At 70.7% G+C, this 21971-nt stretch carries 19 protein-coding genes; 10 read left to right on the top strand and 9 right to left on the bottom strand.

Annotated features, from left to right (window positions below):
• The first annotated feature begins 172 nt into the window (after positions 1-172).
• Together AB0F68_RS13040 and AB0F68_RS13035 are read left to right on the top strand one after the other, a co-directional pair.
• On the top strand, positions 173-2362 hold the full coding sequence (locus AB0F68_RS13040; protein WP_357336174.1) for a S8 family serine peptidase: 2190 nt from the start codon (positions 173-175) through the stop codon (positions 2360-2362).
• 218 nt (positions 2363-2580) lie between these two features.
• Positions 2581-3042 (top strand): YdeI/OmpD-associated family protein, encoded by a 462-nt coding sequence (locus AB0F68_RS13035; protein ID WP_357336172.1) that lies wholly within the window; start codon positions 2581-2583, stop codon positions 3040-3042.
• Here the strand turns inward: AB0F68_RS13035 and AB0F68_RS13030 are convergent.
• Positions 2999-3592: a hypothetical protein gene (locus AB0F68_RS13030; RefSeq protein ID WP_357336170.1), complete on the bottom strand. Its 594-nt coding sequence runs from the start codon at positions 3590-3592 to the stop codon at positions 2999-3001. The genes AB0F68_RS13035 and AB0F68_RS13030 overlap by 44 nt on opposite strands.
• A 359-nt stretch (positions 3593-3951) precedes the next feature.
• On the opposite strand from AB0F68_RS13030, the gene AB0F68_RS13025 reads away from it, so the two are divergent.
• Positions 3952-5331, top strand: a complete 1380-nt coding sequence (locus tag AB0F68_RS13025; protein ID WP_357336167.1) for an FAD-binding protein — start codon at positions 3952-3954, stop codon at positions 5329-5331.
• An 81-nt stretch (positions 5332-5412) separates the two neighbouring features.
• Here AB0F68_RS13025 and AB0F68_RS13020 read toward each other — a convergent pair whose 3' ends face one another.
• The 4 genes from AB0F68_RS13020 to AB0F68_RS13005 all read right to left on the bottom strand — a co-directional run bounded on the left by AB0F68_RS13020 (position 5413) and on the right by AB0F68_RS13005 (position 9702).
• Positions 5413-6489 (bottom strand): glycosyltransferase family 2 protein, encoded by a 1077-nt coding sequence (locus tag AB0F68_RS13020; RefSeq protein WP_357336165.1) that lies wholly within the window; start codon positions 6487-6489, stop codon positions 5413-5415.
• A 68-nt stretch (positions 6490-6557) separates the two neighbouring features.
• Positions 6558-8342 carry a hypothetical protein gene (locus AB0F68_RS13015; RefSeq protein WP_357336163.1) on the bottom strand — a complete coding sequence of 595 codons (1785 nt, stop codon included), beginning with the start codon at positions 8340-8342 and terminating at the stop codon, positions 6558-6560.
• Between the two features lie 103 nt (positions 8343-8445).
• Positions 8446-9057: an NAD(P)H:quinone oxidoreductase gene (gene wrbA, locus AB0F68_RS13010; protein WP_357336483.1), complete on the bottom strand. Its 612-nt coding sequence runs from the start codon at positions 9055-9057 to the stop codon at positions 8446-8448.
• 192 nt (positions 9058-9249) lie between these two features.
• Positions 9250-9702, bottom strand: coding sequence for a helix-turn-helix domain-containing protein (locus AB0F68_RS13005; RefSeq protein ID WP_357336160.1), 453 nt, complete (start codon positions 9700-9702; stop codon positions 9250-9252).
• A 91-nt stretch (positions 9703-9793) separates the two neighbouring features.
• On the opposite strand from AB0F68_RS13005, the gene AB0F68_RS13000 reads away from it, so the two are divergent.
• On the top strand, positions 9794-10387 hold the full coding sequence (locus tag AB0F68_RS13000) for a dihydrofolate reductase family protein (protein WP_357336155.1): 594 nt from the start codon (positions 9794-9796) through the stop codon (positions 10385-10387).
• A gap of 74 nt (positions 10388-10461) precedes the next feature.
• On the top strand, positions 10462-10854 hold the full coding sequence (locus AB0F68_RS12995; RefSeq protein WP_357336152.1) for a TIGR03618 family F420-dependent PPOX class oxidoreductase: 393 nt from the start codon (positions 10462-10464) through the stop codon (positions 10852-10854).
• A gap of 87 nt (positions 10855-10941) precedes the next feature.
• Here the strand turns inward: AB0F68_RS12995 and AB0F68_RS12990 are convergent, their stop codons facing one another.
• Positions 10942-12291 carry a D-alanyl-D-alanine carboxypeptidase gene (locus AB0F68_RS12990; RefSeq protein WP_357336150.1) on the bottom strand — a complete coding sequence of 450 codons (1350 nt, stop codon included), beginning with the start codon at positions 12289-12291 and terminating at the stop codon, positions 10942-10944.
• 456 nt (positions 12292-12747) lie between these two features.
• Between AB0F68_RS12990 and AB0F68_RS12985 the strand changes: the two genes are divergently transcribed.
• The gene (locus AB0F68_RS12985; RefSeq protein ID WP_357336148.1) at positions 12748-13113 is read left to right on the top strand and encodes a hypothetical protein; all 366 of its coding nucleotides are present in this window, start codon (positions 12748-12750) and stop codon (positions 13111-13113) included.
• Positions 13114-13332: 219 nt separating this feature from the next.
• Here the strand turns inward: AB0F68_RS12985 and AB0F68_RS12980 are convergent, their stop codons facing one another.
• Positions 13333-14766: an endo-1,4-beta-xylanase gene (locus AB0F68_RS12980; protein ID WP_357336146.1), complete on the bottom strand. Its 1434-nt coding sequence runs from the start codon at positions 14764-14766 to the stop codon at positions 13333-13335.
• 236 nt (positions 14767-15002) lie between these two features.
• On the bottom strand, positions 15003-16187 hold the full coding sequence (locus AB0F68_RS12975) for an endo-1,4-beta-xylanase (RefSeq protein WP_357336144.1): 1185 nt from the start codon (positions 16185-16187) through the stop codon (positions 15003-15005).
• Positions 16188-16555: 368 nt separating this feature from the next.
• Between AB0F68_RS12975 and AB0F68_RS12970 the strand changes: the two genes are divergently transcribed.
• On the top strand, positions 16556-17575 hold the full coding sequence (locus AB0F68_RS12970) for a LacI family DNA-binding transcriptional regulator (RefSeq protein WP_357336142.1): 1020 nt from the start codon (positions 16556-16558) through the stop codon (positions 17573-17575).
• A 55-nt stretch (positions 17576-17630) separates the two neighbouring features.
• Here the strand turns inward: AB0F68_RS12970 and AB0F68_RS12965 are convergent, their stop codons facing one another.
• Positions 17631-18707: a LacI family DNA-binding transcriptional regulator gene (locus AB0F68_RS12965; protein ID WP_357336139.1), complete on the bottom strand. Its 1077-nt coding sequence runs from the start codon at positions 18705-18707 to the stop codon at positions 17631-17633.
• Between the two features lie 67 nt (positions 18708-18774).
• On the opposite strand from AB0F68_RS12965, the gene AB0F68_RS12960 reads away from it, so the two are divergent.
• From AB0F68_RS12960 to AB0F68_RS12950, 3 genes are read left to right on the top strand one after another with little or no spacing between them, the layout of a single operon-like run.
• The gene (locus AB0F68_RS12960; RefSeq protein ID WP_357336136.1) at positions 18775-20085 is read left to right on the top strand and encodes an extracellular solute-binding protein; all 1311 of its coding nucleotides are present in this window, start codon (positions 18775-18777) and stop codon (positions 20083-20085) included.
• Positions 20082-21080: a sugar ABC transporter permease gene (locus tag AB0F68_RS12955; RefSeq protein WP_357336134.1), complete on the top strand. Its 999-nt coding sequence runs from the start codon at positions 20082-20084 to the stop codon at positions 21078-21080. Before AB0F68_RS12960 ends, AB0F68_RS12955 begins: the two co-directional genes overlap by 4 nt.
• The gene (locus tag AB0F68_RS12950) at positions 21077-21943 is read left to right on the top strand and encodes a carbohydrate ABC transporter permease (protein ID WP_357336481.1); all 867 of its coding nucleotides are present in this window, start codon (positions 21077-21079) and stop codon (positions 21941-21943) included. Before AB0F68_RS12955 ends, AB0F68_RS12950 begins: the two co-directional genes overlap by 4 nt.
• Positions 21944-21971 lie beyond the last annotated feature (28 nt).

Here is a 21971-nt window from a genome sequence, read left to right as displayed (position 1 = left end):
CCACCCGAGGCGTCGCGCAGAGCTGACGCGTCAGGAGCGGATGGCTGCCCGGCGATTACCTGGGAGGTAGATGGAATTGTGCCCGACGGCGCCTTGCTCCGATGTGGGGTGAGGGATAGTATCCGCGAAAGTCGATCTTGCAAAGGGGCTGAATGTGTCGACCGGGAAACGAATGAAAACGGGGCTGACCGCGGCGCTCACACCGATAGTGGTGCTCGGCGTCGTCGCGCAGCCGGCCCGGGCGGAGGTCGCCGCACCACCGCCGATCACATCCTATGAGGGGGATCCCGGCCGAATCGGCGATCCCGCGAGCTGGCGCACCCCCGAGTTCAACCGGGACACCGGCCTGCTGTCGATGGGAGCGGAGTTCGCCTACGCCGCCGGATATTCCGGCACCGGGATGAACATCGGTGTCGTCGACTCGGGCGTCTTCGCCGGGCACGTCCGGGAGCACGGCAGCCTCGCCACGGACTACGCGACCGGGGACCGCTACTTCTCGGTCGAGGCCGCAGGTGGCGACACCGGCCCCACACCCGGGTTCTACGACCCCGCGTTCAACGACAGCCACGGCACGCACGTCAGCGGGACCGTCGGCGCAAGCCGCGACGGCGTCGGCCAGACCCAGCCCGGGGGACCTGCCGCGAACATGCACGGGGTCGCGTTCAACAGCAACGTGTACGTCGGCAACACCCACAAGACGGACGGCGTGCTCTACGGTCTCCTGCCGGCGACCGCGACCCCCGCGCAGCGGCCGGACAACGCCTACATCGGCAACGTCTACCGGGCTGTGAACTCGGCCCAGACGAAGAACGGCCAGCCCATCAGGATCATCACCAGCAGCTGGGGCAGCCAGCCCAACACCGAGAACTACAACACGTACGACACGCCCCCCGGCAGCCCGGCCGGCTTCGGCTTGAACACGGCCTGGCGCCTCTGGTCCACCCCGGACGGCGTCGTCGACGCCAACGGCAGCACCGTCCGCTGGCTGAACGGCGCCATCGAGGCCGGGCGCACCGGCACTATCATCCAGTTCACCGCCGGCAACAGTGGCTACGTGAACCCGTCGCCGCGAGGCGCCGCGCCGTACTTCATGCCGGAGCTGGAGGGCCGCTGGTACACGACGTCGGGGATCAACCCGACCATCGGGCGGACGCTCAACCCGGACGGTTCCATCCTGGTCCCCGGCCAGCAGGCGTTCAACCAGTGCGGTGTGGCGAAGTGGTCCTGTGTGACGGCGCCGAGCAACGGCATCAACAGCACGACCGTGTCGGTGGTCAACGGTGTGCCGGAGGCCCGCTACGGCAGCTCGTCCGGCACGTCGATGGCCGGACCGCACTCGGCGGCGGCGCTCGCACTGATCATGCAGCGCTTCCCGTACATGACGAACGAGCAGGCGCTCTACACGATGTTCACCACCGGTCGGCAGAACAACACGATCAACGACGCGGCGGGCAGCGCCGTGCCGAACCCCACCCGGGGCCAGATCGTGCAGGTTCCCGACAGCCGCAACGGCTGGCACACGGTCAGCCTGCGTGAGGCCATGAAGGGCCCGGGCCAGTTCCTCGGGCCGTTCGTGGCCGACCTGCAGGGGCAGGACGACGTCTGGTCGAACGACATCTCCGATGTCGCAATCCGGGCGCGGCAGCAGGAGGACGCCGCGGAGGCGGCCGCCTGGGAGGCCACCAAGGCCGCCAAGGGCTGGACGAACGGGCTGCCCGCCGACGCGAGCGACGCCGACAAGTCGGACTACGCCATCGGCGTCCGCCGCGAGCAGGCCCGCAACGCCCGCGTCTACGAGGGAAGCCTCACCAAGCGGGGCGACGGCACCCTGTTCCTCACCGGCGCCAACACCTGGCACGGGACGAGCACCGTCGAAGCCGGCAAGCTGTCGATCGTCGGCTCGCACGCCAGCCCGATCGACGTGGTCGGCGGCGTGCTCGGCGGCAGCGGCAGCGTGGCGGGCGGCATCGACGTCACCGGCGGCGTGCTGCAGCCCGGCCTCTCGTCGGACGAGGCGGCGCGGATCACCGACGTGCCCGTCACCGCCGGCAACACCCTGGCCGTGGGCGGCGACGCGACCATCGGCCGGGCGGGCCGCCTCGCCGTGACCATCTCGGGCGACGGTGACTACACCAGCGTCCGGGCCGCTGGTGCGCTGGCGCTGGCCGGCGAGCTGGACCTGGACGTCCGCGGGCGGCTGACCCCGGGCACCGTGCTGACCATCATGAGCGGCAGCTCGATCAGCGGCAGCTTCCACGCCCTGCCCGAGAACCGCGTCCTGAACGCGGGCGGTCACCTGTTCCGGGTGTCGTACCGGAACAACAGCGTGACCCTGACCGTCCTGCGCGGCCTGCCCGGCTAGGCAGAGCAGACCGTCGACAGGGAGACGGTGGGCCGCGGCGCCGGAATCGGCGTCGCGGCCACCGCCGTAAAGGGCGTTGCCGGCTCCGCGCCAGGCCGGCTCAGATGCCGCCCTCCAAATCACCCCGCTGCGCCAGGACCACCGCGCCGCACCAAATTCCCACGACCGTAGGTGATCAGCGAGGATTCCGCCGGACACCTGACGACTACGATGGCGTCATGGTTGAGACCCTCACATTGACGTTGACGTTGGAGCAGCGGGGCCCGGCGGGGGCGTTCGTGCTGTCCGACGAGCAGGTAGCCGTCGTGGGGGAGGGACGCAGGGCGTTCCCGGTGCGGGTCACTGTCAACGGGGTGACGTTGCCGCTGCGGGTGGCTCGGATGGGTGGGGAGAACCTGATCGGGTTGTCCCGCGCGGCGCGGGAGCAGGCCGGGGTCAGCATCGGATCGGCGTACGAGGTCGGCATCGCCCCCGACGTGGCGACGCGTGCTGTCGAGGTGCCTGAGGACCTGGCCGCCGCTCTGGCCGACGACGCCGAAGCGCAGGTGGCGTTCGAGGCGCTGGCCCCCTCGCATCGGAAGGAGTTCGTCCGCTGGGTCACCGAGGCCAAGCGGGAGGCCACCCGGGCGCAGCGCGTCAGCAAGACCATCGAGATGCTACGCGCCGGCACGCACCGCTGAGTCCACCGGATCCCGGCGCCGTTCGGTCGCCGGAGAACCCGGTGAAGTGAATCTGCTCGGGGCGGCCGTCGACGTAGCTGACGACGTATACGCCCTGCCATCGTTCGCGGATTGAGAACGGGTCGAACGTCTTCATCCACTCAACGACCTGATCCGGGGCCGGCATTCGGGTTCCGAAGAACTCGAGCGTCTGCTCGTCGGTCAGTGGCGACACGGTGAAGAGAGCCGGCTCGGCCGACACGCCCTTCGCCATGTCGATGATGGAGTGCGTGCCTGAGTGGCGTTGCGCTGCGAACAGCGTGTCCGGGTCGATCGGCTTGGGTTGCCGCTGGGCGGCGCGCCAGTCGTCGAGGAGGCACTCGTTGATCCCGCTGTCGTCATCGGCGGGGTCGAGCTGCGCACGGAACTCGTCCTCGGTCAGGGCGTACAGCGGGTCGGGCTCCTCCCGGTAGTACGCGCCCCGGGTGTACGCGTCCTGACGCAACTGTTCCAGCGCGGCGGCCACGTCCGGCTGGTAGGCGACGCTGTACGACCATCCCGACGCGCCCACGTTCTCTCCGCTCGACCTCGACGACGCTTGGCCCGCACATCCTGCCCGGCGCCGGGCGAAACCGAAAGGCGTGGCGATCCTTTCCCGCCCCTGACCACCGTGGTCCGCCCGGAGCCGGCGGCCCGGGACGACTGACCGCTAGTCGACTGAGATGTCGGTCACCGCGTCACCGGCCGAGCCCGAAGACAGGGTCTGACCAGGAGTTTCACCCACCGTCGGGAGATCGGCGGACGGGTCGGAACGAGCGGCGCTCCTGACCGGAACTTCACTGTCAGCTAGTCGTCCGCCAATTCGCTTCCCTCCCGGACACGGCGTGCCGCTGACTGGAGACACCCATTGAAAACGAAACGGAGTCAGCCGTGTCCACCACCAACCAGACCGGGCGGGCGATCGTCCTCGGCGGCAGCATGGGCGGCCTGCTCGTCGCCCGGGTGCTCAGCGAGTCGTACGCGACGGTGACCGTCTTCGACCGGGACGAGCTGCCGGCGGAAGCCGCCGACCGCAAGGGTGTGCCGCAGAGCGAGCACTCGCACGGCCTGCTCGCCCGCGGTCGCCAGATCCTCGAGGAGTTGTTCCCCGGCCTGACCGCCGACCTGACCGCCCACGGTGCCGTCCCCGTCGACATCCAACGGGACTGCCTCTGGGTCAACGACGGCCACCGGATCCCCCGGGTCGCCTCCGGTTTGGCGGGGCTCTGTGTCAGCCGACGCGCCCTGGAGGCATACGTCCGGGACCGGGTCCGCGCGCTGCCCAACGTGGAGATCCGGGACCGGTGCGAGGCGGTGGGGCTGCTCGCCGACGGCAACGCGGTGACCGGCGCGCGGGTCCTTCCCCGCGGCGGCCGGGAGGAGCGCCACGACGCCGACCTCGTCGTGGACGCGACCGGCCGCGGCAACCGCGGCCCCACCTGGCTCGCCGAGCTCGGCTACCAGCCGCCCGCGGAGGAGCGGGTGGACCCCCGGACGGTGTACGTCTCCCGCGACTACCGCCGTGTCCCGGGCGACGCCAACTTCGCCGCCGTCATCAGCAGCCCGTCCCCGGCCGCCCCGTACGGCGGGGTGGCCATCTCCGCGGAAGGCGACCGGTGGATGGTGACGCTCCTCGGCGTCGGCCCGGACCACGCCCCGCCGGTCGGCCCCGAGGGCTACCTCGCCTTCGCCCGGCAGCTGCCCGCGCCGGAGCTGCACGCGCTGCTGAGCCGGGCCGAGCCGCTCGGCCCGCCGAAACGGATGCGACTGCCCACCAGCCTGCGCCGCCGCTACGAGCGCCTCGCCCGTCTCCCGGAGGGGTTCATCGCGGTCGCCGATGCGGTGTGCAGCTTCAATCCCGCGTACGGGCAGGGCATGACGGTGGCCGCGGCGGAGGCGGTCGTGCTGCGTGACTGCCTCCGCCGGGGCCGGCGGGACCTGCCGCGCCGCTTCTTCGCCGCGGCCGCGAAGGTGGTGGACGTGCCCTGGGACATGGCCGTCGGCGCCGACCTGCGCCACCCGACCGTGGTCGGGCCGCGCAGCCGCCGGACGCGCTTCCTCAACGGGTACGTCACCCGGCTGCACGCCGCCGGTGCGCGGCACCCCGTCGTCGGGCGGCGTTTCCTCAGCGTCGCCAACCTGATGACGCCGCCGCCGGGGCTCTTCGCGCCGGGGATCGTCGCTCGGGTGCTCTGGTCCGGCCGGCGCACCACGCCGGCGCCGGCCCACCGGCCGCTGGTGCCGCAGGTCGAGGAGCTGGTCGCCCGGTAGGTCGGCCCGCGCGGGTCGGCGGCCGGGGAGGGCCGCCCACCCGGCACGACCGCCGCGCCACCACGTCCTCGTCGGATGCGGCTACGGCGCGTCGCCCCGCACGGACCGGTCGGCGGCGCGACGAAGGTGGTCGTGCCGGGAGGAGTCCTCCCGGGCCGGCATTCCCTGCCGGACCCGGTCCGCCGGCCGGACCGCCGGCTGAGCCGGCACGCGCGGCACCTGCCCGCTCTCCGTGACCAGATCCTCGGTCTCCTGGACCAGGTAGTGCGGCCGGCGCTTGGTCTCGTAGTAGATCCGGCCGATGTACTCCCCGATCACGCCGAGGATCATCATCTGGATCCCGCCGAGACCGATCACGCTGACGATGATGGTCGTGTAGCCGGGAACGTCGATGCCCTTCTCCACGGCGTCGGCGACCACCCAGGCCATGTATCCGAGCGCGATCAGGGTGAGGAACAGGCCGCCGTAGATGGCCAGGCGCAGCGGCCGGTTGTTGAACGACAGGAGACCGTCGAACGCGTAGTTGAAGAGCTTGCCGAACGTCCACCTGCTCCGGCCGGCCTGGCGGGTCTCGTTGCGGTGCGCGACCACGACCGTCCGGAAGCCGATCCAGGAGAACAGTCCCTTGGAGAACCGGTTGTATTCCGGCATGGCCAGCACGGCGTCCACCGCGAGCCGGGACAGCAGCCGGAAGTCGCCCGCCCCGTCCAGCAGCCGTACGTCGATCCACCAGTTGACCACCCGGTAGAAGGAGCGCGAGGCCAGCATCCGCAGGAACCGGTCACCGTGCCGGTCCCGGCGGGCGATCACCTGGTCGAACCCCTGGCGGTACAGCGCCACCATGTCGGGCAGCAACCGCGGCGGGTGCTGCAGGTCGGCGTCCATGATGACCACGGCGTCCCCGGTTGCACGCTCCAGGCCGGCCAGCATCGCCGCCTCCTTGCCGAAGTTCCGGCTCAGCGACGTGTAGCGCACCGACGGGTCGCCTGCGGCCAGCCGGCGCAGCGCCACGAGGGTGCCGTCCGCGCTCCCGTCGTCGACGTACACCACCTCGACGTCGACATCGGTCAAGTCCGCCAGCGCGGCGGTCACCGCCCGGTGCAGCCCCTCCACCGAGGCTTCCTCGTTGAAGCAGGGCACCACCACCGACAGTCGCACGTCGTCACCCCGTCCGGCCCGTATCCGGGGATCCGCCACCGGCGCTGGGCGGATCGGCGCCCACCTGGTCACAGGTGGTAGACCAGCACACCATCGAGTTCCTCCCGGGTGATGCCCAGTCCGTCGACCGGCCGGGCCGCGATGCCGTCCCACGGCGTACCGGCGGCCCGGTCGGGCAGGGCCACCACCGACCGCACCCCGATGCCGCGCAGGTAGGCCACGCTGCCGGGATCGGGGAAGGAGGCCGCCGCCGCCCGGGTCCGCGCCAGGGTGACGGGCTCGAAACCGGCCAGTCCGTTCGCCACCCGGGGGAACCCGTCGGTCGTCCACAGCATGTAGTGCAGGTCGTTCGTGCCGCCGATCGGCAGCAGCAGGATCGGCTCCTCCGCCACCCGCATGGCCGCCGGTGGCCGGGGCGCCACCGGGTGCGGCGTCCGGTTGACCCCCTCCACCGCGACCAGCGCCAGCGGCACCAGGAGGGCCGCCGGCACCAGGACCCGGGTCCACCTCCGCGTGGGCGATGGCCGCGCCGACTCGGCGAACGCCGTCACCAGCCCGGCCGCCAGCACCGCCAGCAGCAGGCTGGTCCAGTGCATCATCCGGCCCGGCGTCCGCAGCGCGTCCCATCCGGGCAGGTGCCGGGAGAGCGTGAGGTAGCCGGGGTCACCGTCGCCGCCGAGCGTGGAGCCGAGGCCCAGCAGCACCGTCCCGAGGACGCCGAGCCCCAACGCGACCCGGCGCCGGACCGGGTACACCGAGACGAACAGCCCCGCCATGGCCATCCCGATCAGGGCCATCCCGGGCAGCAACGCCATCTCGGGGGGCCAGGACAGCTGTTCCCGGGCCGCCGCGTGCGGCTCACCCCACAACCAGGAGTCCGCCGGTGCGGTGACGAAGCCGATCAGCGGCGGGGAGAAACTCTGCGTCCAGTCCAGGGTCCGCACGGCCTGCGGATTGAGGTCGACGACCCGCAGGTAGACCAGCCCCAGCAGCAGCGTCACCGCGCCGAAGACGAGCCCACCGGCCAGATCCGCCAGCAGCAACCGACGGCCGAACGGGACTCTCTCCGTCCGCCGCCACCACGACCACCCGTAGCCGGCGGCGGCCACCAGCACCGCGGCGAGCAGGAAGTACACCAGTGGCAGCCCGATGCCGAAGCCCAGGGTGACCTGCCAGGCGGCGACGATCCACCCGGCCAGCGCCCACCCCGGTCGGCGTCGCTCCGGCCGGTACCCGTGCCGCAACGACCAGCCGTGACCGCGGGCCAGCATCGCCAGGGACAACGCGATCCCACCGCTGGACAGGATGTTCAGGTGACCCGCGTGCGCCAGACGCCACGGGGCGTACGCCCACGCGACCCCGGCGACCGCGCCGCCCCACCGGCCCGCCCCGAGCTGCCGGACCAACGCGTACGCTCCGACGAACGCCAACGCGTGCACCAGCACGTACATGACGTTGTAGCGGACCAGGGCGGCCTCGAAGCCCGAGCCGAGCGCCCCCATCGGGGCGTACCCGAGGAGGGTGTCGCTGTAGGCGAACGTGTACGTCTCGGGGTAGAACGTGTTCGAGTCCCAGAGGCCCAAGGGGTGGTTCAGCAGAGCGTGCCCCGCCCAGGCCAGCTGCCATGCCTGCAACGTCGGATCGCCCAGGTCGCCGGGGACCGTGCTCGCCGGATGCCGCATGGTGGGCCAGGTCAACACCACCGCCAACAGCAGGCCACCGACCACCGCGCCCGTCCACTCGTGGCGTAACCAGCGCCACCGGGTCCATTGGCGGCGGTCCGGGGCGGCGGGAACCTGGCCGGGGTCGGCGCTCCCGGCGGTCGACGGGCCGTCGGTGGCTCGGATGGTCATGGATAAAGATGGTCATCGATCATCGCCGCGTTGTCGAGCCCCGGTCCGGACTGTGGGTTCGGGACGTCGGCGCCGCGACCGGTGCCGTCGCTGTTCTGCTGGATCAGGCGGCGCGGCCGGCCTTGAGGCAGGCAGTGGTGTCGACGACCCGGCGGGCCTGGTAGCGGGCCGCCTGCAGGACCACCTCACCGGGCGGGCCGTCGCCGACCACGTGGGAGGTGCCGTAGGGGTTGCCTGACTGGAACTGGACGGCGTCGGTGTAGCCGGGGGGCACGATGATGCCGCCCCAGTGGTAGAACGTGTTGGCCAGCGCCAGGAGGGTGGATTCCTGCCCCCCGTGGGTGGTGTTGGAGGCGGTGAACGCCGAGTACACCTTGTCCGCGAGCTTGCCCTGGAACCACAGGGGACCGGTGGTGTCGATGAATGCCCTGAGCTGGCTGGCCGGGTTGCCGAAGCGGGTGGGCGTGCCGAACAGCACCGCGTCGGCCCACTCCAGGTCGTCGTGGCCGGCCTCGGCGACGTCGGCGGTCTCCTTCACGTGTCGATCCCACTCCGGCCGTGCGCCGACCGCCTCCGGCGGGGCCGTTTCGGCCACCTTGCGGAGTCGCACGTTGGCGCCCGCCTTCTCGGCGCCCTCGGCGGCGGCTTGCGCCAGGGTATGGATGGTGCCGGTGGAGCTGTAGTAGATGATCGCGACGTTCACGGGTTCCACGATCGGTTTCCTTCCTGCGCGGGTGACACCGGTACGACGAGACAGCCCCGCCAGACGTCAGGCGACCCGTCGACCTCCCAGTTCGGGCGTGCACCCCGTCGTGAACATGGGCTGCGCGGCGACCCGTCGCGACACGCGGACCGCCTGCGAAGCGGCCCGATCGTGGGTATTCCACGACGACCGGGCTGGTCTCGGTCACACGGTCGCGCCGGGGCCGGGCAGCGGGTCGACGTCGTTCGCGTGCATCGGCTCGCCGCAACGGGTGCAGCGTAGGTCCACACCGCTGATCTCGCCGCACGCGTGGTGGCGGTAGAGCACCGGCGGGCCGGCCTCGCCCGCGAGCCACTTGTCCCCCCAGCCGGCCATGACCATGAGCAGGTCGACCAGTTCGGCGCCCTTTTCCGTCAGGACGTACTCGTAGCGCGGCCGCCGGTCGTAGGGGCGGCGCTCGAGCACGCCCTGGTCGACGAGGTGGTTCAGCCGCTCGGTCAGGACCTTGCGCGAGATACCGAGGTCGGCCTGGAGCTGCTCGAAGCGGGTGAGCCCGACCCACACGTCACGCAGGACCAGTGGGGACCACGGCTCCCCGATGACGTCGAGCGTGCGCGCGATCGAGCACGCCATTCTGCTGAAGTCCGTGCGCTGCATGGAACCAGTCTAGCGATTGGGGTTCCCTCAGGGAACTGACGTTGCTATGGTCACAGCGTCTCTTCAAGGAACCCCAGAAAGGATTGCCGAGATGAGCAAGGTCATCAGCGCCCACGCGGTGTCGGTCGACGGGTACATCACCGGCCGCGAGCCCGGCGCCGGGCGTGGGCTGGGCGACGGGACGATGCTCTTCGACTGGTACTTCGACGGGGACACGCCCAGCCAGGTGTTCGACGGGTTCAGGCTGAGTGCGCCCAGCGCCCGAGTCTTCGACGCCCTCGCCGGGCGCCTGGGCGCGGTCGTGGCGGGCCGCAACACCTACGAGGACTCCGACCACTTCGGAGGCGGCAGCCCTCATCCGGCGGCCCGCTTGTTCGTCCTCAGCCACCGGCCGACACCGGAGATGACCGAGCGGCAGACCCTCGTCACCACCGGCATCGAGGACGCGGTCGCCGCGGCCCGCGAGGCCGCCGGCGACAAGGACGTCGGCCTCATGGGCGGCGGCGTCGTGACCGAGGCGTTGAAGGCGGGCCTCGTCGACGAGGTGGTCCTCCACCAGGTGCCGGTCCTGCTCGGCGGCGGCCGGCCCTTCTTCCAGTCGCTTCCCGAGCACGTGCGCCTCCGCCTCGTCGACGCCGTCCCGGCGCCGGGCGTCACCCACCTCCACTACGAGGTCGAGCGCTGACCCCGGTCGCCGGCGGAGTCCCGTCGCCCGCCGACAACCACCGCCAGAAGCCCATCCGGAACCCACGCCAGGAGATGACCACCGTGCTCGACCCCGATGTGCGCCGCGTGCTCGACGGCACCTCGATCGCCCACCTCGCCAGCGTCCTGCCCGACGGCGCACCCCACTCCGTGCCGGTCTGGATCGGCACGCACGGCGACCACGTCGTGATCCTCACCGGTCCGCGCTCCCGCAAGGCCCGCAACCTGCGCCGCGACCCGCGGGTCGCGCTGTCGCTGACCCCAGCCGACAACCCGTTCCAGCCGGTCGTCGTCCGCGGCCGCGTCGTCGAATGGCTCGAAGGCGACGTGGCCTGGGCGATCGTCGACCAGCTGGCGATCAAGTACACCGGTCAGCCGTACGCGCGGGGCGAAGAGCGGGTCGTCGCGGTCATCGAGCCCGAGCGGCAGACGATCGGCGTCGGATGAGCGGCAGCCGCACCGGTGGCGCGCGGAAGCCGTGACCGTGACGCGTCGGACGGCAGCAGCCGGCTCGAGCCGGCCAACCACCATCGGCTACGGGTTGGCAGCCCGGCGCGCGGCCCTTCGTCGCCAGGGCACCGCCAGGAGCGGGGCGGCCAGTACGACGGCGCCGAGGCCGAGGACGGCCGCCAACGAGAACGGTGAACCCGCCCCGGCGTGACCGTGGCGCTCGCCTCTGACCTCGGCAATGGGACGGTCCTGCTTCTTCTCGTCGGGGGTGACCAGGCGGCCGACCGAGGCGCCGGGCGGGAGGGCGAAGCCCCAGTCCAGCAGGGCCGCCGCCTCGCCCAGGCTTCCCAGTGGCGCGGTCTCCGCGCCGAGCAGGGTCACGGCGAGCCGTCGGCCGTTGCGTTCGGCCACCCCCACGTACGTCTGTCGGGCCAGGTCGGTGAAGCCCGTCTTCCCGCCGAGCGTCCCCGGGTAGTGGTCCAGCAGGGTGTTGTCGTGGGTGATGGAGAAGCCTGGCGTCCCCGGCTCTGCCGGTATCTCCGCCACTCGGGTGCCGATGTATCGCCGGAAGTCGGCGCGGGCGTAGGTGGCGCGCGCGATCAGCGCCAGGTCGTACGCGCTGGTGTACTGACCGGGGCCGTCCAGGCCGGACGGCGTCGCGGCGTGGGTCTGGTTCGCGCCCAGTCGGCGCGCCTCGTCGTTCATCGCCCGCACACCGCCCTCCCGCCCCGCGGTGCCACCGCCGGCGCGGGCCAGCACGTTGGCCGCGTCGTTTCCCGATCTGAGGAGAAGCCCCAGCCACAGACTCTCGATGGAGTAGCGGCCACCCTCGACCACCCCCATTCGTGAACTGGCCGGATCGAGATCCTGCAGATCCGCCCGGGCCACCTCGACCACCTGGGCCGGGTCGAGGTGGGGCATCAGGGCCGCGGCCAGCAGCATCTTCTGCACGCTGGCCGGTGTGCGGTGCTCGTGCGGACCGCATCCACCCAGCACCGCGCCACTGTCGAGGTCGGCCACGACCCACGAGGTGGCGGTCACCGCCGGCGCCATTGACGCACCCGCGGGAATGGCGAGCCCCGCCGTCGCCAGCGTCTCGCCGCCGACGGCCAGGTCGGCGGGATCGACCGGTGGTGGCGACGGTGCGGCGGGCGGGGGCACTGGCGGCTTGACGGCCGGGCACGGCACGTACGGCGCGGACGCCGCCGACCTCGATGACCCGGCCGCCACACCGGGCGTGGCCAGAATGGCGCTGAGCGCAATGGCAGCAAAACGAATAGCGGTCACGCTAAAGGACCGTAATTGCTCGCGAGGCGCGCACAGGCCGGGTTGCCGAAAGTAGTCCTGACCCGGCCAGAATTCCGTTCTTCGGCTCGACCGCGCCGGTTCGATCGCCTTGTGCCGTCCGCGAAGCTCTTTCCCAACGGTGGACATACACGATCGGCGCGGGCGCGCCCAACCAGCCCGGAGTGCTCCAACCGGGCCTCATCCGGCTGTCGGTGCCCGCACGGTCGGCCGTAGCCGCAAACGGAAACGCCGGGCGCAGTCGGGGCGGGGCGGGATGGGCGACCAGTGCTCTGCTGTTTCTGTCGGGAACGGTTACGAAGGGAAATCAACGGCCTGTTCGATGCCATAAGGTAAAGGTTTCCGGGTGAGGTTCGTCCTGGCCGCCCGCCAGTTACCTGTCGAGGCACGAAGATCAAGCCGAGAAGGTCCGGCCGTGCCCGATGGGCACATCCGCCGTTCCGGCAAGGAGAGGTCCGCCCGACTCCGATAGTTTCCGAAAATATTGACGTCTGTCGGTGTGCTGTTCAACTCCGGGCGTGTCACGACATCCGTGATCATCGATCAGGTGCCGGTCGCTCCATGGCCGTCGGGAGGAGAACTGTGGTGATCATCAGCTCGGGCCGGACAAGGATCCACTCGACGGTCGCCACGCTGGCGGTGGCGGCGCTCGCGGTGACCGGAGCGGTGACGGTGGTCGGGAGAACGCCGATCGCCGTGGCCGCCATCGACAGTCTCGTGGCCCCCGTGCCCGTGGAGGACGAGGGTGCGGACTGCCCGGTCCCCGAACCGGGCTCGTCGACTGCCAACGCCAAGCTTCCCGACCCGTTCCGGAAGTTCGACGGCACGCGCATCTCCGCCAAATCGGAGTGGCGGTGCCGGCGAGCGGAGATCAAGAAGCTGGCGGAGCGATACGTCTACGGCGCGAAGCCGGCGAAGCCGACGGCATCGCCCACCTGCACCAGCCCCTGACCTGGGTGCTGCTCCGCGGGCGGCCGGGATCCCCGGTCGCCCGCTCGGCGCGTTCCGCCACTGTGGCGGGACCGGCGGAGGACGCCGAGGTGGTCCGGCCCGGTGCGGCGCGGCCGTACCCCTGGATCGGCCCCGCCTCGCCGGTGGCGGGACGGGGCCGATGTGTTCCGGCAGCTCGCGGAGGGGACTGCGAGCTGCCGGAGAACCGGGTGCGGTCGGTCAGCCGGCGGTGCAGGTGGCGGTGCCGGACGGTCCGGTGCCGACACCCTGGAAGCCGAACTCGGTGGTGGCGCCGGCGCCGAGCTGGCCGTTGTAGCTGACGTTACGGAAGCTCACGGCGCCGCTGGTGCCGCTGGGCTGAGCGCTCCAGGTGTTGGTGATCGACGCACCGGAGGGCAGGGTGAGTGCCACGGCCCACCCGGTGAGCGCGCGCCCGCCGGCGGTGACCCGCACGGTGGTGACGAAGCCGCCCTGCCACTGCTGCAGCGTCAGGGAGGCGGTGCAGCCGCTGCCCGACGGCGGCGGCGTGGTCGGCGGCGGGGTCGTCGGGGGAGCGGTGGTGGGCGGCGGCGTGGTCGGGGGAGCGGTCGTGGGCGGCGGCGTGGTGCCGCCGGCGTTCAGGGCGTCGAGGACGGCCGTGTACGCCGGCTTCTTGTTGCCGTTGCCGTCGAACAGCAGCGGGGTGCCGCTCGACCGCCACGAGTCGCTGTCCCGGATGCCCCAGACGGTGATGCCGGTGCAGCGGGACACGGCCAGGCAGTCCTTGACGACGTTGCCGTAGGTGGTGGCCTGGGTGGTGCCGGAGCCCTCGATGTCGAGCTCGGTGATCTGCACGTCGACGCCGAGGGCGGCGAAGTTCTGCAGGGTGGTGCGGTAGTTGCTCGGGTACGGCGAGCCGCTGTTGAAGTGCGACTGCAGGCCGACGCAGTCGATCGGCACGCCACGTGCCTTGAAGTCCTTGACCATGTTGTACACGGCCTGCGTCTTTTCCCAGGTCCAGTTGTCGGTGTTGTAGTCGTTGTAGCAGAGCTTGGCGGCCGGGTCGGCGGCGCGGGCGGTCCGGAAGGCCACCTCGATCCAGTCGTTCCCGGTGCGCTGGAGGTTGGAGTCGCGGCGGCCGCCACCGCTGTCGGCGAACGCCTCGTTCACCACGTCCCAGGCGTAGATCTTGCCCTTGTAGTGGGTGGCGACCTGGGTGATGTGGTTGACCATCGCCTGCCGCAGTGCCGTGCCGGACAGGTTCTGCGCCCAGCCCGGCTGCTGGGAGTGCCAGGCCAGCGCGTGGCCGCGCACCCGCATGCCGTTGGCCTGGGCGTGGCTGACGATCTTGTCGGCGTTGGTGAAGTTGAACTGTCCCTGGGACGGCTCGGTGGCGTCCCACTTCATCTCGTTCTCGGGGGTGACCATGTTGAACTCGCGGTTCAGGATGCCGACGTACGTGGCGTCCGAGAGCTTGTTCGCGGCCACCGCCGTGCCGAAGTAGCGGCCCTGCTCCGCCGCCGCCGACCCGAGCGTGGTCCCGGCGCTGGCACTGGAGGCCACCGCAACCGACGCGGCGATCATCGCCGCCCCGGCCGCCACCGACACCAGCGCGGCACGCCGCCGCCGTCGGCTCGTCGAACTCCCGCTGCCGCGGGCGAGCACGTTGTCCATCAGGAAGCCTTTCGATAGCTGTACCGATGAGGAGGGCTGCTTCGACCACTGCCCGCCACGGTGGTCGGCTCGCTGCGCGGCTGCCCGGAAGCCGCGCGCACCGGGATCGTCTCCCGTGCCACCGTGAGTCGCCGAAGCGCGTCTTTGCGAAAAAGTACCGGAGCCATTCCGATGTATCAATGCCACGCGCAAAGGGGGCCGGTCGACTGACCGGCCCCCGTTCACCACGACGTGCCCTAGCGGCGGGGCCGCTGCGGGATGCGCGGCAGCACGTAGGGCGGGCCGGTGAAGATCAGGTCACCCTTTACCAGCTGGTACGCCCGCTTGGGCTGGTAGTTCTCGTCGTAGAGGTTGGCGAGGCCCTCGTTGCTGAACGTGCCGGGCACCCAGGAGTGCTTGTCGGTGAAGCCCCAGACGGTGAACGACAGGCAGTGCCGCTCCGCCAGGCAGGCCTGCAGCAGCACGCTGTAGTTCGCCGCCGAGGCCTGCAACCGCGGGTTGATCTCGGCGGAGTCGCCCGCTCGCACTCCCTCGGTCAACTGGCTGCGCACGTCGACCTCGGTGAGCGCGGTCGCCAGCCCCAGCCCGGCGAACTTCCGCAGCGCTTCGGCGACCTGGAGGGTGCCGTAGTTGCCGTACTGGGTGCCGAGGTGGCCCTGGCTGCCGATGCCGTCGATCGGTACGCCCTGGGCCCGCAGGTCCTTGGCCATGTCGTACACGAACTGGGTCTTGTCGTCCGCCGGGTTCCCGGAGCCGAAGGCCTCGATGTTGTAGTCGTTGTAGAACAACAGGGCGTGCGGGTCGGCGGCCCGCGCCCAGCGGAAGGCGTCGGCGATGTAGCCCGGGCCGAGGTGCTGCGCCCAGAACCCCTTGTAGTGCAGGGTCGACGGGTTGTCCCACGGGTCGCTGACCGCCTCGTTGACCACGTCCCACTGCCAGATCTTGCCCTTGAAGTGGGTGACCACGTTGGTGATGTGGTCGCGCAGGATGTCGCGCAGTTCCTCGGTGCTGATGGAGCCGTCGGCCACGCCGCCGGTCAGCCAGCCGGGCAGCTGGTTCTGCCAGACCAGGACGTGTCCGCGGACGCGCTGGTCGTGCTGCTCGGCGAAGGCGACGAGCTCGTCGGCCGGAGCCCAGTTGTAGGTGCCCCGGGTCGGCTCCAGGCTCTCCCACTTCATCACGTTCTCGGCGGTGACCGTGGAGAACTCCGCGGCGACCAGCTTGCGGTACTGGGGATCGGCGGGGTCGTCGAGGGCCGCCATGTCGACGGCCGTGCCGATCGCCAGGCCGTGGCGCAGCGCCAGGTTGCGCAGGCTCTGGTCGGCCGGGTCGTACGAGCGGCCGGCCGTGGCCGGCGCGCTCAGGGTGGCGGCGGTGGCCACGGCGACAGCGCCGACGGCTATCCATCGTCGCAGTTTCATGAGTTTTCCTCCGGGTGCGAACGGGTCGACCGGGACGTCGACCGAGAGGGCGCGAGGGGCGCGGCAGGTGGCGCGCCGGACGCCGATCAGAGGGACGGTGCGGGGAACAATGGTTCGAGCGCGGCCGTGCCGATACTTACGAGTAAGTTCCGGTAACTGAGCCGGAACAATACGATTATCGATCCCCCTCGTCAACCACCGGAGACCGGGCGTCGGCCCGCCCGTGGACGGGGTCAAGGCCCTGTCGGCCAGGCACAGCAGGGCCTTGACCCGGAACGCGGTGGGTCATAACGTGCCCCCAAGCGATCGAAAGTACCGGCATCCGACCGAAAGCCCCCAGGGCTCGAGCGATGACGAAAGGGCGACCGGTGACCTCGGACGATTCCCGGAAAGTCACCATCGCGGCGATCGCGCGGCTGGCCGGCGTCTCGGTGCCCACGGTGTCGCGGGTCGTCAACGGCCGGTCCGACGTCGCGCCGCAGACCCGGCAGCGGGTCGAGGAGCTGCTGACCCGGCACGGTTACCGCCGGCGCAGGCCGAGCATGCGGGCCAGCTCCGGTCTGATCGACCTGGTCTTCAACGACCTGGACAGCCCCTGGGCGGTCGAGATCATCCGTGGGGTCGAGGACGTCGCGCACGCGGCCGGCATCGGCACCGTGGTCTCCGCGATCCACCGGCGCAGCTCGTCGGCCCGGCAGTGGCTGGACAACCTGCGCACCCGCTCCACCGAGGGGGTCATCTTCGTGACGTCCACCCTGGAGCCGCCGCTGCAGGCCGAGCTGCGCCGTCTCAACATCCCCGTCGTCATCGTCGACCCCGCCGGGGTGCCCCCGCAGGAGGCGCCCACCATCGGCGCGACCAACTGGGTGGGCAGTCTGCGCGCGACCGAGTACCTGCTAGCACTCGGCCACCGGCGAATCGGGTTCATCGCCGGGCCGCCGCAGCTGATGTGCAGCCGGGCGCGCCTCGACGGCTACCGGACGGCGCTGGAGACCGCCGGCCTCGGCGTCGACGACGAGCTGATCCACCGGGGCAACTTCTACCACGAGGCCGGGTTCGCCGCCGGTAGCCAACTGCTGCGCCTGTCCGACCCGCCCACCGCGATCTTCGCCGCCAGTGACCAGATGGCCCTCGGCGTCTACGAAGCCGTCCGGCGACGCGGCCTGCGGGTGCCCGACGACATCAGCGTCGTCGGCTTCGACGACCTGCCGGATGTCCAGTGGTGCTCCCCGCCGCTGACCACCGTTCGGCAGCCCCTCGCCAAGATGGGCCTGCTCGCCGCCCGCACGGTCCTGCGCCTGGCCCAAGGCGAGCGGATCGAGAGCCCGCGGGTGGAACTGGCCACCGAGCTCGTCGTCCGCGACAGCGCGGCCCCGCTGGTCGCCTGACTCACACCGGCGTCCCGACCCGGTGCGAGTGAAGACGGGTGGACCGGCCACGGCATCACGGGTAGGGGCGGCACGAGGCCCGGACGACCAGTTCGGTGGGCAGCCGGATGTGTGTGTCGCGCTCGACGCCGGCGATCAGGTCGATGAGCAGGCGCAACGCCTCCGCGCCCATGCGCTGCAGCGGTTGCATGATCGTCGTCAGCGGGGGGTTCACCAGCGCCGACTCCGGGACGTTGTCGAAGCCGATCACGGACAGGTCGTCGGGCACCGCGAGGCCCATGCTCCGGGCGACGTCCATCGTGGAGATCGCCGAGAGGTCGTTTCCCGCGAAGATCGCCGTCGGCCGGTCGGGGAGCGCGAGCAGCTCCGCCGCCGTACCGGCGGCGCTCTCGGTCCGGAACCCGCCGACGCGCACGATCCTCTCGTCCACCGGCACGTCGGCGTCGGCCATGGCCTTGCGGAAGCCCGCCTCGCGCAGGCGCGCCGACTCGAGGTCGGGGCGTCCGCTGATGTGCCCGATGCGGCGGTGGCCGAGCGACAGCAGGTAATTGGTGGCGAGCACGGCGCCGGCGAAGTTGTCCGAGTCGACGGTGGGCAGGCCGGAGGGGCCGGTATGGGGGTCGACGGCCACGACATGGAAGCCGTGCTTGGTCTCGATCACGGTCGGCGTGACGATCACGGCGCCGTCGATGAGGGTCCCGGACAGGCGGGCCAGCGAGCGCCGTTCCCAGCCTATGGCGGCGCCCTCGCCGTCGCCGCTGGAGTAGGCCAGCAGCTGGTATCCGCTGCCGGCGACCTCCCGGGACGCCCCCTTGAGCAGTTCGGTCGAGAACGGCTCGAACTCGGCGACCAGGATGCCCAGCACGTTCGTGCGGTGGCTGCGCAGGCTCTGCGCCCCCAGGCTGGCCTCGTAGCCCAGCTCGTGGATGACCTGCTGGACGCGCTCCACGGTCGCCTGGGCCACGCCATACCGCCCATTGACAACCTTCGATACGGTTGCCACCGAGACGCCGGCGGTACGTGCCACATCCGACATCTTGACGCGCTCCGGGAACACCACCCGACGATGATAGAGCCGCCGGGTGGACCCCGTCACGAGCGACTCGAAAACGTTATCGATACCGATTGACACCATGTTTCACGGCTGTAAAACTCCCCGGCAGGCCGAGTACCGCGACTGCCTGACGGAGGAGACATCGATGGCGACGAAGCGCCGTGCGGGTGCCGCCCTGGCACTGCTTATGACAAGCGCTCTCGTCGTCGCTGGTTGCAACAGCGGCGGCGACGACGAGGCGTCCAGCGAGAGCGAGCTGTACAAGAACCCGGTGACCCTGACCTGGTGGCACAACGCGCCCCAGGACGGGCCCGGCAAGACCTACTGGGAGAAGGTCGCCAAGGACTTCTCCGCGCTCCACCCGACCGTCAAGATCGAGATCGAGGCGATCGAGACCAATCAGCTGCAGCGCACCCGGATCCCCGCCGCGCTGCTGAGCAACGACCCGCCGGACGTCTTCATGACGTGGGGTGGCGGCGAGCTGGTCGAGCAGGTCGAGGCCGACTACCTCAAGGACCTCACCGACCAGGTCAAGACCGAGGTTGCCAACATCGGCAGCGCGGCCGAGATCTGGCAGGTGAACGGCAAGCAGTACGGTCTGCCGTTCCGAATGGGCATTGAGGGCATATGGTACAACAAGGACATGTTCGCTCAGGCGGGCATCAGCGCTCCGCCGACGACTTTCGAAGAGCTCAACGCCGCGGTCACCAAGCTCAAGGCCATCAACGTCACCCCGATCGCCGTGGGCGCCGGTGACAAGTGGCCCGCCGCGCACTGGTGGTACAACTTCGCGCTGCGCGCTTGCTCGGTCGACACCCTGAAGAAGGCGGCCAAGGAGAAGGTCTTCGACGACCCGTGCTTCGTGAAGGCCGGCCAGGACCTGAAGGCCTTCATCGACACCAAGCCGTTCCAGAACAACTTCATCGCCACGCCGGGCCAGAACGACCCGACCAGCGCGAACGGTCTGCTCGCCAACGGCAAGGCCGCGATGGAGCTGATGGGCGACTGGAACCGGGGCACGCTGGACAACGTCGCCACGGACAAGGCGAAGCTCGCCAAGTTCCTCGGTTGGTTCCCCGTGCCGGCGATCTCCGGTTCCGCCGGTGACCCCAAGGCCGCCCTCGGCGGCGGCGACGGGTTCGCCTGCGCCAAGAACGCCCCGGCCGAGTGCGTCGAGTTCCTCAAGTACATCGTCAGCCCCGAGGTGCAGAAGGGCTACGCCGAGACCGGAACCGGCCTGCCCGTGACCAAGGGCGCGGAGGCCGGAATCCAGGACCCCGCCCTGAAGTCCATTCTGCAGGCCACGTCCGAGGCGAGCTACGTGCAGCTCTGGCTGGACACCGCCTACGGCAGCACCGTCGGCACCGCGATGAACGACGGGATCGTCGGCATCTTCTCGGGCAAGGGGACGCCGGAGAAGGTCGTCGCGGGGATGAAGGCAGCCGCGAGCAAGTGACCTCCACCGACCAAACCCGGTTCCCCGCCGGCGGCGTCTCCGCGCCGCCGGCGGGTCACCGGCCCGCCGGGCGCTCGTCCTCCCGCCGGGCCGAGACCCGCCGTAAGTGGTACGAGATCATCGGGCTCACGACGCCGGCGCTCGTGGTCTACGTAATGTTCGTGCTGGTGCCGATGGGCTTCGCGGTCTACTACAGCCTGTACCGATGGCGTGGGGTCGGGCCCCCCACCGAGTACATCGGCTTCAAGAACTACACGCTCGCCTTCCAGGACCCGATCTTCCTCGACGCGTTGCGTAACAACGCCATCATCGTGTTCGGGTCGCTGCTGATCCAGGGCCCCGTCGCCCTGGGCATCGCCCTGCTGCTCAACCGCCGCTTCCGCGGGCGCGCCGTGTTCCGCCTGCTGGCGTTCGTGCCCTACGTGCTCGCCGAGGTCACCGTCGGCATCATGTGGAAGCTGATCCTGGCCGAGGGCGGCACGGTCGACGCGCTGCTGCGGTCCCTGGGGCTGGGCAGCCTGGTGCAGGCGTGGCTCGCCGACCTCGACGTCGTCATCTGGACGCTGCTGTTCGTCCTCACCTGGAAGTACGTCGGCTTCGCCATCATCCTCCTGCTCGCCGGCCTGTCGAACGTGCCTCACGAGCTGACCGAGGCCGCCGCGATCGACGGCGCGAGCTGGTGGCAGACCCAGCGCCACGTCACCCTCCCGCTGCTGGGGCCGACGATCCGGATCTGGATGTTCCTGTCGATGATCGGTTCGCTGCAGGTCTTCGACGTGATCTGGGTGACCTCGGTGCCCGCGATCCGGTCGCTCGGAGCCTCGGGGACCATGGCGACGTACATGGTGGACAACGGGTTCTTCGCCCGGCTGTGGGGCTACGGCAACGCGGTGGCCGTGATCCTCTTCGTCATCTCGTTCGTCGCGGCGCTGCTGTTCCAGCGCTTCATCCTCCGTCGGGACATCGAGGGCGCCATCACGAGAAGGGCGAACTGATCATGGCCGTGAACCCCGTCCATTCTCCGTCCGCCGGGCGCCGGCCGGTGTCGTGGGGCACCCCGCTGACATACGCGCTGGCGCTCGCGGTCGCGGCCGTGTCGATCGCGCCGATTCTCTACGTGATCGTCGGCGGTTTCCGCACCACTCCGCAGATCGTCGCGGACCCGGGCGGCCTGCCCGACCCGTGGGTCTTCGACAACTACACCCGGGTGCTGACGCAGAGCAAGTTCTGGCAGCAGGCGTTCAACAGCGGGGTGATCGCCCTCGGCACCACGCTCGGCGTCGTGGTGCTCGGCATGGCCGCCGCGTTCGTGCTGGCCCGGTACAGCTTCCGGGGGCGTGAGGGGCTCTACACCTTCTTCACCCTCGGCCTGCTCTTCCCGGCCGGGGCGGCGATCCTGCCGCTCTACCTGATGTTGCGGGATCTGGGCCTGGTCAACTCCTACTACGCGGTGATCCTCCCGCAGGTCGCCTTCCAGTTGCCGCTGACGATCGTGATCCTGCGGCCCTTCCTGTCCGCCATCCCGAGAGAGCTGGAGGACGCCGCCGCCATCGACGGCGCAGGTCGGCTCGGCTTCCTCTGGCGCATCGCGCTGCCGCTGTCGCGGCCCGCGCTCGTCACCGTCGGCGTCCTCGCGTTCGTGGCCAGTTGGAACGCGTTCCTGCTGCCGCTGCTCGTCCTCGGCGACGTCGACCTGCACACCCTTCCGCTCGGGGTGCAGAACTTCTCGAGCCAGTTCTCCACCGACACCGCGGGCGTCCTCGCCTTCACGTCGCTGGCGATGCTGCCGGCACTGTTCTTCTTCACGCTCGCCGAGAAGCAGATCGTCGGTGGCCTGCAGGGCGCGGTCAAGGGCTGAGCGGCAGCGGTACAAGCACAACCAGAGG

The sequence above is a fragment of the Micromonospora sp. NPDC023966 genome, assembly GCF_040639095.1.
Taxonomy (GTDB): domain Bacteria; phylum Actinomycetota; class Actinomycetes; order Mycobacteriales; family Micromonosporaceae; genus Micromonospora.
The sequence above is the reverse complement of the archived record's forward strand: the minus strand, read 5'-3'. Positions and strand labels throughout refer to the sequence as shown.

Coding starts and splice junctions, on each gene's coding strand:
- AB0F68_RS12960 (WP_357336136.1), top strand. CDS start 18,775: ATGGCGACGAAGCGCCGTGCGGGTGCCGCCCTGGCACTGCTTATGACA.
- AB0F68_RS12995 (WP_357336152.1), top strand. CDS start 10,462: ATGACCACCGTGCTCGACCCCGATGTGCGCCGCGTGCTCGACGGCACC.
- AB0F68_RS13000 (WP_357336155.1), top strand. CDS start 9,794: ATGAGCAAGGTCATCAGCGCCCACGCGGTGTCGGTCGACGGGTACATC.
- AB0F68_RS13005 (WP_357336160.1), bottom strand. CDS start 9,702: ATGCAGCGCACGGACTTCAGCAGAATGGCGTGCTCGATCGCGCGCACG.
- AB0F68_RS13015 (WP_357336163.1), bottom strand. CDS start 8,342: ATGACCATCCGAGCCACCGACGGCCCGTCGACCGCCGGGAGCGCCGAC.
- AB0F68_RS12980 (WP_357336146.1), bottom strand. CDS start 14,766: ATGGACAACGTGCTCGCCCGCGGCAGCGGGAGTTCGACGAGCCGACGG.
- AB0F68_RS13040 (WP_357336174.1), top strand. CDS start 173: ATGAAAACGGGGCTGACCGCGGCGCTCACACCGATAGTGGTGCTCGGC.
- AB0F68_RS12975 (WP_357336144.1), bottom strand. CDS start 16,187: ATGAAACTGCGACGATGGATAGCCGTCGGCGCTGTCGCCGTGGCCACC.
- AB0F68_RS12990 (WP_357336150.1), bottom strand. CDS start 12,291: ATGTCCACCGTTGGGAAAGAGCTTCGCGGACGGCACAAGGCGATCGAA.
- AB0F68_RS13035 (WP_357336172.1), top strand. CDS start 2,581: ATGGTTGAGACCCTCACATTGACGTTGACGTTGGAGCAGCGGGGCCCG.